Here is a 10,655-nt window from a genome sequence, read left to right on the forward strand (position 1 = left end):
TTGAGAGATAGAAATTTTCAGCGAAGTTCCGAGATTGGGCTGGCTGGCTGTGTGTAGGATTACATAGCGGGTTAGTTTAGACAGAATTTGCCTGGCGGCCATAGCGCGGTGGTCCCACCTGATCCCATGCCGAACTCAGAAGTGAAACGCCGTAGCGCCGATGGTAGTGTGGGGTCTCCCCATGCGAGAGTAGGACACTGCCAGGCATCAAATAAAGCCGAGACCCCATGCCAAAAGCATGGGGTTTTTGCTATGGGCAGAATAGTGAAATAGGTATAAATAGTGACCTTAGAGTGGTTGCGTCGCAGGGCTCATAGTCAGACGAGTCAAATATTGCAGGGGCAGGTGAGTCAAATCCGGCCGTCACAGCGATGAATAAAATAAAAGGCTACCTTGATAGGTGGCTTTTTTTACCTTCAGTTAAAACAAAATACAATATGAGTATTATGATCGGTTAGACTAGCGCCAGAACTAGTTAGAATGAGTATCCAATGTCATGTCGAATCAACATTCCCCGCTAAAACATCTCAATACTTTTGCATTAGCAGCTTATGCGAGCAAAGTAATTAGCGTTAACTCACCTGAAGAATTGATTAATGCTTGGCATGAGTCTGTTTCTAAGCATCAGCCAGTGCTTTTACTTGGCGAAGGCAGCAACGTGCTGTTTATTGAAAACTATTCAGGAACAGTATTACTTAATCGGATTAAGGGTATCACTTCTACTGAGGATGATATTGCCTGGCACCTGCATGTTGGGGCTGGAGAAAATTGGCATCAATTGGTTTGTTATTCATTACTAAATAACATGCCAGGCCTAGAAAATCTGGCGTTAATCCCAGGTTGTGTCGGTTCTGCACCCATTCAGAATATTGGTGCTTATGGTGTTGAGCTGCAAAAGGTATGCGAATACGTTGATTTACTTGATATGGATAAGGGTACAGTGCTACGCCTTTCCGCTAAAGATTGTCAATTTGGCTATCGCGACAGCATTTTTAAGCATCACTATGGTCATGGATTTGCCATCGTAGCCGTAGGCATTAAATTGGTAAAATCATGGATCCCAACATTGGGCTATGGTGATCTAACGCGAATGGATCCATCGACAGTTACAGCAGAAGAGATATTCAACTCAGTTTGTACCATGCGGCGTAGTAAGCTACCCGATCCCGCAGTGACCGGCAATGCAGGCAGTTTTTTTAAGAATCCAGTTGTGGATGCCGCTGTAGCTGAAGAGATTGTAAAGCGCTACCCCAATGCGCCCCATTACCTGCAACCCGATGGGTCTGTTAAGCTGGCTGCTGGTTGGCTTATCGATCAATGTGCGCTTAAGGGATATCAGATTGGCGGTGCGGCGGTGCATCAGCAGCAGGCGCTAGTGTTGATTAACCTAGCAGAAGCGACAGGTCAGGATGTGATAGGCCTTGCCAGTTATATCCGTCAGCAAGTTGCTAAGAGATTTGCAATCTGGTTGGAACCAGAAGTGCGATTTATCGCAAGTAATGGTGAGGTTAATGCTGTGGAGTGTTTGTCGTGAAAGATATTAAAATCCCTTTACGGTTGATTGGCATATTAGCTGATGGTGCTTTCCATTCAGGAGAGCAATTAGGCGAAACCTTTGGGATGAGTCGTGCCGCAATTAACAAGCATATGCAAACTATCAGAGAGTGGGGACTAGATGTCTTTACTGTCCCTGGTAAGGGCTATAGTTTACCTGCACCTATTCAACTGCTTAATGAACAAACAATATTAAATTATCTCCCCGCAGGCCAGGTGGCTATCTTGCCTGTCGTCGACTCGACGAATCAATATTTATTAGACCGCATTACTGAATTGAAGTCTGGCGATGCTTGTGTGGCTGAATACCAACATGCAGGGCGAGGAAGACGGGGACGTCAGTGGATCTCTCCCTTTGGTGCGAATCTCTATTTATCTATGTTCTGGCGGCTGGAGCAAGGCCCTGCTGCTGCAATGGGATTAAGCCTGGTGGTTGGGATTGTTATGGCTGAGGTTCTACGTAAACTCGGAGCTGAGCAGGTTCGTGTAAAATGGCCAAATGACCTGTATTTAAATGATAAAAAACTGGCAGGTATATTGGTAGAACTCACAGGGAAAACAGGAGATGCTGCTCAGTTGGTAATTGGTGCCGGCATTAATTTAACAATGCGTGAATCAACGACTAACGTCATCAGTCAGGATTGGATCAACTTACAGGAAGCGGGTGTTAATATTGATCGTAATAAACTGACGGCTGAACTGTTATCTGAATTACGACTTGCAGTCGTTAAATTTGAAAACGAAGGCTTATCTGCTTTTATTTCTCGTTGGCGAGAAATGGACAATTACCTTGATCGCCCTGTGAAATTGATTATTGGCAATCAAGAGATATTTGGTATTGCTAGAGGTATTGACCAACAAGGTGCATTATTATTAGAGCAAAATGGCAATGTAAAACCTTATATTGGCGGTGAAATATCTCTACGTGGCGTTTAATCTTATAATAGATGGGAGGCTAGAACCTCCCACTTTGGCTATTTTCTCAAACGTACACTCTCAACGGCATGGTTGGCACTTTTAGTCATTATCAGACTGGCACGCTCACGCGTTGGTAGTATATTTTGCTTTAAATTCAATCCGTTAATCTCTTTCCATAATTGAGTGGCAATCTTGATTGCCTCTGCTTCAGGCAATTTAGCATAATTATGGAAATAAGAATCAGGATTGGAAAATGCACCCTGTCTAAACTTAAGGAACCTGTTTATATACCAACTTTGAAGTAAATCTTCAGGGGCATCGACATATATAGAGAAGTCTACAAAATCAGAGACAAATACATGGTGCGGATCATGAGGGTAATCCATTCCACTTTGTAGAACATTTAAGCCCTCTAATATGAGAATGTCAGGTTGCTTGATGATCTTATTACCGTCAGGGACAACATCATATATTAAATGAGAATAAACCGGCGCCGTAACATAACCTGTCCCTGATTTTACTTCTGAGACAAACTTCACCAGATTATGCATATCATAGGATTGTGGGAATCCTTTTTTCTTCATCAGCCCACGCTCATTCAGGACTTTATTGGGATAAAGAAAACCATCTGTTGTAATCAGTTCTACACTGCGATGTTCCGGCCAGCGGCTCAGTAACGCTTGCAGTAAGCGCGCGGTGGTGCTTTTACCGACAGCAACACTGCCTGCAATGCCAATGACATAGGGAATACGCTGGCCATCAGTTCCAAGGAATTGTTCCAGAACCGCCTGTCGCCGCAAATTAGAACTAATATAAAAGTTAAGCAGGCGCGAAAGTGGCAGGTATATCTGTGCCACTTCATCTAATGAAAGGTCTTCGTTAATCCCTTTGAGTTTAACGATTTCTTCTTCTGTTAGTGTCAATGGTACTGAGTCGCGCAAGGCTGCCCACTGAGTACGATCGAACTGTAGATAAGGCGTCGCTAAAGATTGATCTCTTTTTGTCATAAGCCAAATTCTGCCTGTTAACGCAGGTTGGGAAAGGCGCTGGACGCCAACTCCAGATAAGAAACAAGCTGCATATTATAGGCAGCTTGCTTTTTGGCGTAGACATTTTTGTGCTTAGTGAGTGATTTATTTGATGTACGTTGCTATTCCAATCAATTAAGAACACAGATGGTAGGTTCTACCCTTTTTATAGATAACAATCACGGTCATCAACTGGCTATGGCAGTATGTGATTGATTTACTGAAAATAAACGTTTGAAATAGATTGCGGTCGGATGATAGCTGCCATCGGGTGTGCAGGCATAATCCGGAATTTCTCCCATGCAACGATAACCTTGTGCACGGTAAAAAGATTCAGCAGGAGAACCTGCTTGAGTATCGAGATATAGCAATCCACGGCGTAGTTGAACCGCGGTACTCTCCATCGCGAGAATCAATTTGTGCCCAATACCAGTACGACGGCTACGGCTATGCACCAATAATTTCTGCACTTCGGCTCGATTTAAACCATTTGGCTTTTGGCAAAGGTCTAATTGGATAGTTCCAGTAATCCCCATCTCATCGCGTGCTATCCATAATAGTAATGCTCCTTTGGCGATGGCCGGGCGCAGACCATCGTAATAGCTCTCAGCTTCTTTCTGCGACAGAGAGCGGGAGTCATAGCCTACAGATGCCCCATGAGCTACGGCATCAATCAGTAAACTTGCCAGCTCACTGCGATATATAGGCAATGTTGCCGCATTAAGTAAAACTATCTTCATGATAAAACTCCTCAACCGCTGCTGGTCTATGCTTATGTCTATGTTTAAGCAATAAACAAGCCAAATATGAGTAGTGTGATTACCCTCATTGGAGCAATATTTTTTTAGACGAGATGCACTCAATTGGGGCACTCTCCCTTTTTTGAGGCGCAAAACTAAATTTATACTCAGTCAGTGGTACTAAAATTGGTGGCACAATGAGAGGTGAACTCATTTAAGGGGGAATTTTTCATTCATGGCGTTGATTACAAAAGCGGGTGTGCTGGATGTGAAATGAGCTAACTATGGTTAATAATACATCTGGCTTTTAAAAAGTGGCTGTTTTGTGAGCGAAAGGTCGACTTATGCAATTTTTTTGTTGCATCATAAGCTCGCTCTACCTAGAATGCGCTGCACTTGATGCCGGCATAGCTCAGTTGGTAGAGCAACTGACTTGTAATCAGTAGGTCCCGAGTTCGACTCTTGGTGCCGGCACCATTCAAGTACTAAAATTTAGGTGGGGTTCCCGAGCGGCCAAAGGGAGCAGACTGTAAATCTGCCGTCATCGACTTCGAAGGTTCGAATCCTTCCCCCACCACCATATTTACTCTTGAGTCTCAAGCCGATTCAGTGTCATGAATCTAAATGAGTTACTTAAGGGGAAGGTGAAAACCTTCGACGAAGGTTCGAGCCGAGCGTAGCGAGTCAACGACGCGCAGCGGCGGCCCGAAGGGTGAGGAGCGAAGTGACGAATAATCCTTCCCCCACCACCATATTTAACCTTGAGTCTCAGGGTGATTCAGAAGATCGAACTCCTAATACACACTCAAGGCGAGAGCACCGCTCTCGATGAAGAGTGAAGTGGCCAAGCCCTTCCTTTCAAATTTCTGCAGATTAAGTCAGGTAGCCGAGTTCTAAGATGCGGGCATCGTATAATGGCTATTACCTCAGCCTTCCAAGCTGATGATGTGGGTTCGATTCCCACTGCCCGCTCCAAGATGTGCTGATATAGCTCAGTTGGTAGAGCGCACCCTTGGTAAGGGTGAGGTCGGCAGTTCGAATCTGCCTATCAGCACCATTTCTCATTCTCTCGTCCCCTGATTTTCTTTCTGTGTTATGGATTCAGCAAGCATGCGCTTGGTTGATGTGGTGAAACCACCGATTCCGTGTCTTAGAGGGACAATCGATGTCTAAAGAAAAGTTTGAACGTACAAAACCGCACGTTAATGTGGGTACTATTGGCCACGTTGACCATGGTAAAACTACCCTAACTGCTGCAATCACCACCGTACTGGCTAAAACCTACGGCGGTAGTGCTCGTGCATTCGACCAGATCGACAACGCTCCGGAAGAGAAAGCGCGTGGTATCACCATCAACACGTCACATGTTGAATATGACACCCCGTCGCGCCACTATGCGCACGTTGACTGCCCAGGGCATGCCGACTACGTTAAAAACATGATAACCGGTGCTGCTCAGATGGACGGCGCGATTTTGGTTGTTGCTGCAACTGATGGCCCGATGCCACAGACTCGCGAGCACATCTTGTTAGGTCGTCAGGTTGGTGTTCCTTATATCCTGGTCTTCTTGAACAAGTGTGACATGGTTGACGATGAAGAATTGCTGGAATTGGTAGAAATGGAAGTCCGCGAACTTCTGTCTCAATACGATTTCCCTGGCGACGATACTCCCGTTATCCGTGGTTCAGCGCTGAAAGCGTTAGAAGGCGAGCCAGAATGGGAAGCAAAAATTATTGAATTAGCTGAGGCACTGGATAGCTACATCCCACAGCCTGAGCGTGCAATCGATAGACCATTCCTGCTGCCAATCGAAGACGTATTCTCTATCTCAGGCCGTGGTACAGTTGTCACTGGCCGTGTAGAGCGTGGCATTGTTAAAGTTGGTGAAGAAGTTGAAATCGTTGGTATTATCGATACCATTAGAACAACATGTACTGGCGTTGAAATGTTCCGCAAACTGCTGGACGAAGGCCGCGCGGGTGAGAACGTTGGTGTTCTGCTGCGTGGTACTAAACGTGATGACGTACAGCGTGGTCAGGTATTAGCTAAGCCAGGTTCTATCAAGCCACATACTAAATTCGAATCAGAAGTTTATATTCTGAGCAAAGACGAAGGCGGCCGTCATACTCCGTTCTTCAAAGGTTACCGTCCTCAGTTCTACTTCCGTACAACGGATGTAACCGGTACTATTGAATTGCCAGACGGCGTTGAGATGGTGATGCCAGGTGATAACATTCAAATGATTGTTAACCTGATTGCGCCTATCGCAATGGATGATGGTCTGCGTTTCGCAATTCGTGAAGGCGGCCGTACGGTAGGTGCCGGCGTTGTTGCTAAAGTCATTGAATAAGATTTGACGCGACATGCGATAAAAGGGCATCATTTGATGCCCTTTTTCTACGTTGTCATGCTAGAACCTATCTCATCAGTGGTTTTTTCATCATAATTACTGGTGAGATGGGCTCTGGAAATACGGCGAATAGTGCCGAGTGGTGCCGATTAGAGAGTCTCTAGAGCATCCTTCGGCTTGGTTTGCTTTGCGATGCGAAGCAAAGTTGTTGTTCTGAATCATAGTGACAGGTTGGTTTATGAGTGCGAATACCGAGGCTCCAGGGAGCGGACGCGGCCTGGAAACGGCTAAATGGCTAATCGTTGCTGTATTATTAGTTACAGCTATTGTTGGTAACTATTATTTCCGTGATTACAGCCTGCCGTTGCGTGCGTTGGCAGTTGTAGTAATTATCGCTGTTGCCGGTGCTGTTGCATTGATGACGGCAAAAGGTAAAGCCACTGTAGCGTTTGCTCGTGAAGCACGCACGGAAGTGCGTAAAGTGATTTGGCCTACCCGTCAGGAAACTCTGCATACAACGTTAATCGTTGCTGCGGTAACTGCTGTAATGTCACTGATTCTATGGGGGCTAGATGGTATCCTAGTCCGCCTGGTATCATTTATTACTGGCCTGAGGTTCTAAGATGTCTGAAGCACCAAAAAAGCGTTGGTACGTCGTTCAGGCGTTTTCCGGTTTTGAAGGCCGCGTAGCTCAATCGCTGCGTGAGCATATCAAGTTACATGACATGGAAGAGCTGTTTGGCGAAGTCATGGTTCCAACGGAAGAAGTCGTCGAAATTCGTGGTGGTCAACGTCGTAAAAGTGAACGCAAATTCTTCCCAGGCTATGTACTGGTCCAGATGGTGATGAACGATGCCAGCTGGCACTTAGTGCGTAGCGTGCCACGTGTAATGGGCTTTATCGGTGGTACATCCGATCGCCCTGCACCAATCAGTGATAAAGAAGTTGATGCGATTATGAATCGTCTTCAACAAGTGGGTGATAAACCACGTCCTAAAACACTGTTTGAACCAGGTGAACTGGTGCGTGTCAGCGATGGTCCATTTGCCGACTTTAACGGTGTTGTTGAAGAAGTGGACTACGAGAAGAGCCGCCTGAAAGTATCTGTTTCTATCTTTGGCCGTGCAACACCGGTCGAGCTGGATTTCAGTCAGGTAGAAAAAGGCTGATTCATTTTTCAGCAGTGATTGAAATTTGAGTCTTGTCTTAGGCGCGAAATTAAAATATAATTTCGCGCCTTTTGTTTTTAGATGTCTTGCTTTTTGTCATCCGTGGCAACTTATTTCATCGTAAATAATAGCGAGACAAAACACGGGGAGCCTCGAACGCGAGGCGATACTACCCAAATCGAGGAAATCGTAAATGGCTAAGAAAGTACAAGCCTATGTCAAGCTGCAAGTAGCAGCTGGTATGGCGAACCCAAGTCCACCAGTTGGTCCAGCTTTGGGTCAGCAGGGTGTTAACATCATGGAATTCTGTAAAGCGTTCAATGCTAAGACTGAAAGCATTGAAAAAGGCCTGCCGATCCCTGTTGTTATTACTGTTTATTCTGATCGCTCTTTCACTTTCGTTACTAAAACCCCGCCAGCAGCAGTTCTGCTGAAAAAAGCGGCAGGTATTAAGTCTGGTTCTGGCAAGCCGAACAAAGACAAAGTAGGGACTGTGACCGGTGCTCAGGTCCGTGAAATCGCAGAAACCAAAGCTGCGGATATGACTGGTGCTTCAATTGACGACATGATGCGTTCAATCGAAGGTACTGCTCGTTCCATGGGCCTGGTAGTGGAGGGTTAATAAATGGCTAAGCTGACCAAGCGCATGCGCGTGATCCGTGACAAAGTTGATGTGACTAAGCAATACGATATCAACGAAGCTGTTGCCCTGCTGAAAGAGCTGGCTACTGCTAAATTCGTAGAAAGTGTAGACGTTGCCGTTAACCTCGGTATCGACGCACGTAAATCTGACCAGAACGTTCGTGGTGCAACTGTGTTGCCACATGGTACTGGCCGTTCAGTACGCGTTGCTGTTTTCGCTCAGGGTGCAAACGCTGAAGCTGCGAAAGAAGCAGGCGCTGAATTGGTAGGTATGGAAGATCTGGCTGATATGATCAAGAAAGGCGAAATGAACTTCGACGTTGTTATTGCTTCCCCAGATGCAATGCGCGTTGTAGGTCAATTGGGCCAAATCTTGGGTCCACGTGGCCTGATGCCTAACCCTAAAGTGGGTACTGTTACTCCTAACGTTGCTGAAGCAGTTAAGAATGCTAAAGCAGGTCAGGTTCGTTATCGCAACGACAAAAACGGTATTATCCACACTACCATTGGTAAAGTTGATTTCGACTCAGATAAGTTGAGAGAAAACTTAGAATCTCTGGTTGTTGCGCTGAAGCGTGCTAAACCTGCTACAGCGAAAGGCGTTTATATCAAGAAAATCAGCCTCTCCACCACCATGGGTGCTGGCGTTGCAATCGATCAAAGCGGTCTGTCAGCAGTAGTGATCTAATCACGAATTGATTTTATCGCTTTACGTGGGCGTAAGGTTTGTCTAGAATCTTACGCCCATGCTTCTGTTGATGGGGTTACTTATCAGCAGAACACCAGAATTTTCGGTTGGAGCTTGGCCTTATCCAAGCCTCCGTCCAAGACCGCAGGTGTGTCGTAAGACACTTAATTTCCTGCGTAGACGGTGACAGAACCTAAAGCATTTTTTTCTTTCCTATAAAGAATTGTCCTTGCTGAATTCTGCTCACCGTGTTTCAACGCCCGTTCATTGCATTTTGTAGTGGATTGGGTGACGTGAGTTCCGGGGAATTACTCTCCGGTTAATCCAGGAGCAAGAACTAATGGCACTAAATCTTCAAGGCAAACAAGCGATTGTTGCTGAAGTTAAAGAAGTAGCCAAAGGTGCGCTGTCTGCGGTTGTTGCGGATTCTCGTGGCGTTACCGTTGACAAAATGACTGAACTGCGTAAAGCAGGTCGTGAAGCTGGCGTTCACATGCAAGTTGTTCGTAACACCTTGCTGTGCCGCATTGTTGAAGGCACTCAATTCGAATGCCTGAAAGACACGTTTGTTGGTCCAACCTTGATCGCATTCTCTTCTGAACACCCGGGCGCAGCTGCTCGTCTGTTCAAAGCATTTGCTAAAGATAATGCAAAATTTGAGGTTAAAGCAGCAGCCTTTGAAGGCGAGTTAATCCCTGCGGCTCAGATCGACCGCCTGGCAACTCTGCCAACCTACGAAGAAGCAATCGCACGTCTGATGGGAACCATGAAAGAAGCCGCTGCTGGCAAATTGGTTCGTACTCTGGCTGCGCTGCGTGATCAGAAAGAAGCTGAAGCGGCTTAATCGCCCTCACTTTTGTCAGTCACTGCTTTTTAACGTATAAACTATTTCTGTATTTTAGGAACACTTGTTATGTCAACTATCACTAAAGACCAAATTCTGGAAGGCGTTGCAGCTCTGTCTGTAATGGAAATCGTTGAACTGATCTCTGCTATGGAAGAGAAATTCGGCGTTTCAGCTGCTGCTGTTGCTGCAGGTCCTGCTGCTGCTGCTGAAGCTGTAGAAGAACAAACTGAATTCAACGTTGTTCTGGCTTCATTCGGCGACAACAAAGTTGCAGTAATCAAAGCTGTTCGCGGCGCAACTGGCCTGGGCTTGAAAGAAGCTAAAGATCTGGTTGAGTCTGCACCTGCAGTTCTGAAAGAAGGCGTGAACAAAGACGAAGCTGAGTCTCTGAAAAAATCTCTGGAAGAAGCTGGTGCTTCTGTTGAGATCAAGTAAGTTTAGCTTTGAGTTCGCAGCCTAACTTATAGGCTGATGGCTGGTGACTTTTTAGTCATCAGCCTTTTTGCGCTGTAGGGCGTTAGTCGCATTTCACACTGTTTAGCGGCTGACTAACCCCCCAATATTCCTTTCTATTTACGACTTAATATACTGCGTTCTCAGCTACGACCCACTCGGGTAGCTCGGTAGTCAAAGTAACGCGATGAAATGGTTTAAGAGTGATAGAAAAGAGTATTTCGAGAAGTGTTTCAACTTCTCATTCTAAATAATAGTGTTGCATG

11 protein-coding genes, 4 tRNA genes, 1 rRNA gene and 1 other RNA gene are annotated in these 10,655 nt (G+C 45.8%); 15 read left to right on the top strand and 2 right to left on the bottom strand.

The features are described 5' to 3' along the window. The first annotated feature begins 90 nt into the window (after positions 1-90). The 3 genes from rrf (at position 91) to A6J66_018605 (ending at position 2,490) form a co-directional block, all read left to right on the top strand. Positions 91-206, top strand: a 5S ribosomal RNA gene (rrf, locus tag A6J66_018595). A gap of 290 nt (positions 207-496) precedes the next feature. Then, positions 497-1,534 (top strand): UDP-N-acetylmuramate dehydrogenase, encoded by a 1,038-nt coding sequence (gene murB / locus A6J66_018600; protein ID PNM25996.1) that lies wholly within the window; start codon positions 497-499, stop codon positions 1,532-1,534. Then, on the top strand, positions 1,531-2,490 hold the full coding sequence (locus A6J66_018605) for a bifunctional biotin--[acetyl-CoA-carboxylase] ligase/biotin operon repressor BirA (protein PNM25997.1): 960 nt from the start codon (positions 1,531-1,533) through the stop codon (positions 2,488-2,490). Before murB ends, A6J66_018605 begins: the two co-directional genes overlap by 4 nt. 38 nt (positions 2,491-2,528) lie before the next feature. Here the strand turns inward: A6J66_018605 and A6J66_018610 are convergent, their stop codons facing one another. Both A6J66_018610 and A6J66_018615 read right to left on the bottom strand, forming a co-directional pair. Next, positions 2,529-3,479 (bottom strand): type I pantothenate kinase, encoded by a 951-nt coding sequence (locus A6J66_018610; GenBank protein PNM25998.1) that lies wholly within the window; start codon positions 3,477-3,479, stop codon positions 2,529-2,531. Positions 3,480-3,688: 209 nt separating this feature from the next. Beyond that, positions 3,689-4,240, bottom strand: a complete 552-nt coding sequence (locus tag A6J66_018615; GenBank protein ID PNM25999.1) for a GNAT family N-acetyltransferase — start codon at positions 4,238-4,240, stop codon at positions 3,689-3,691. A 401-nt stretch (positions 4,241-4,641) separates the two neighbouring features. Here A6J66_018615 and A6J66_018620 point away from each other — a divergent pair. From A6J66_018620 to A6J66_018675, 12 genes are all read left to right on the top strand, one after another. Further along, positions 4,642-4,717 (top strand) — tRNA-Thr (locus A6J66_018620). An 18-nt stretch (positions 4,718-4,735) separates the two neighbouring features. Continuing rightward, a tRNA-Tyr gene (locus A6J66_018625) sits at positions 4,736-4,820 on the top strand. Between the two features lie 44 nt (positions 4,821-4,864). Beyond that, a non-coding RNA gene (locus tag A6J66_018630) (RtT sRNA) lies at positions 4,865-4,992 on the top strand. Between the two features lie 148 nt (positions 4,993-5,140). Continuing rightward, a tRNA-Gly gene (locus A6J66_018635) sits at positions 5,141-5,215 on the top strand. 6 nt (positions 5,216-5,221) lie between these two features. Further along, positions 5,222-5,297: transfer RNA gene (locus tag A6J66_018640), tRNA-Thr, on the top strand. Between the two features lie 108 nt (positions 5,298-5,405). After that, on the top strand, positions 5,406-6,590 hold the full coding sequence (gene tuf, locus A6J66_018645) for an elongation factor Tu (protein ID PNM26000.1): 1,185 nt from the start codon (positions 5,406-5,408) through the stop codon (positions 6,588-6,590). A gap of 238 nt (positions 6,591-6,828) precedes the next feature. Further along, entirely contained in the window at positions 6,829-7,212 is a 384-nt protein-coding gene (locus A6J66_018650; GenBank protein PNM26001.1) for a preprotein translocase subunit SecE, read from the top strand. Between the two features lies 1 nt (position 7,213). Further along, a complete protein-coding gene (nusG, locus tag A6J66_018655; GenBank protein ID PNM26002.1) occupies positions 7,214-7,759 on the top strand; it encodes a transcription termination/antitermination protein NusG in 546 nt (181 codons plus the stop codon). A 193-nt stretch (positions 7,760-7,952) separates the two neighbouring features. Further along, a complete protein-coding gene (gene rplK, locus A6J66_018660) occupies positions 7,953-8,381 on the top strand; it encodes a 50S ribosomal protein L11 (GenBank protein PNM26003.1) in 429 nt (142 codons plus the stop codon). A gap of 3 nt (positions 8,382-8,384) precedes the next feature. Further along, complete coding sequence (locus A6J66_018665; GenBank protein PNM26004.1) at positions 8,385-9,089, top strand: 50S ribosomal protein L1; 705 nt, start codon at positions 8,385-8,387, stop codon at positions 9,087-9,089. A gap of 340 nt (positions 9,090-9,429) precedes the next feature. Continuing rightward, entirely contained in the window at positions 9,430-9,933 is a 504-nt protein-coding gene (locus tag A6J66_018670; GenBank protein ID PNM26005.1) for a 50S ribosomal protein L10, read from the top strand. Positions 9,934-10,002: 69 nt separating this feature from the next. Next, positions 10,003-10,371 (top strand): 50S ribosomal protein L7/L12, encoded by a 369-nt coding sequence (locus tag A6J66_018675; GenBank protein PNM26006.1) that lies wholly within the window; start codon positions 10,003-10,005, stop codon positions 10,369-10,371. Positions 10,372-10,655 lie beyond the last annotated feature (284 nt).

Origin of the sequence: Yersinia enterocolitica (genome assembly GCA_002082245.2) — a bacterium.
Classification (GTDB): Bacteria; Pseudomonadota; Gammaproteobacteria; order Enterobacterales; family Enterobacteriaceae; genus Yersinia; species Yersinia enterocolitica_E.

Coding starts and splice junctions, on each gene's coding strand:
- nusG (PNM26002.1), top strand. CDS start 7,214: ATGTCTGAAGCACCAAAAAAGCGTTGGTACGTCGTTCAGGCGTTTTCC.
- A6J66_018665 (PNM26004.1), top strand. CDS start 8,385: ATGGCTAAGCTGACCAAGCGCATGCGCGTGATCCGTGACAAAGTTGAT.
- rplK (PNM26003.1), top strand. CDS start 7,953: ATGGCTAAGAAAGTACAAGCCTATGTCAAGCTGCAAGTAGCAGCTGGT.
- A6J66_018650 (PNM26001.1), top strand. CDS start 6,829: ATGAGTGCGAATACCGAGGCTCCAGGGAGCGGACGCGGCCTGGAAACG.
- tuf (PNM26000.1), top strand. CDS start 5,406: ATGTCTAAAGAAAAGTTTGAACGTACAAAACCGCACGTTAATGTGGGT.
- A6J66_018615 (PNM25999.1), bottom strand. CDS start 4,240: ATGAAGATAGTTTTACTTAATGCGGCAACATTGCCTATATATCGCAGT.
- A6J66_018670 (PNM26005.1), top strand. CDS start 9,430: ATGGCACTAAATCTTCAAGGCAAACAAGCGATTGTTGCTGAAGTTAAA.
- A6J66_018610 (PNM25998.1), bottom strand. CDS start 3,479: ATGACAAAAAGAGATCAATCTTTAGCGACGCCTTATCTACAGTTCGAT.
- murB (PNM25996.1), top strand. CDS start 497: ATGTCGAATCAACATTCCCCGCTAAAACATCTCAATACTTTTGCATTA.
- A6J66_018675 (PNM26006.1), top strand. CDS start 10,003: ATGTCAACTATCACTAAAGACCAAATTCTGGAAGGCGTTGCAGCTCTG.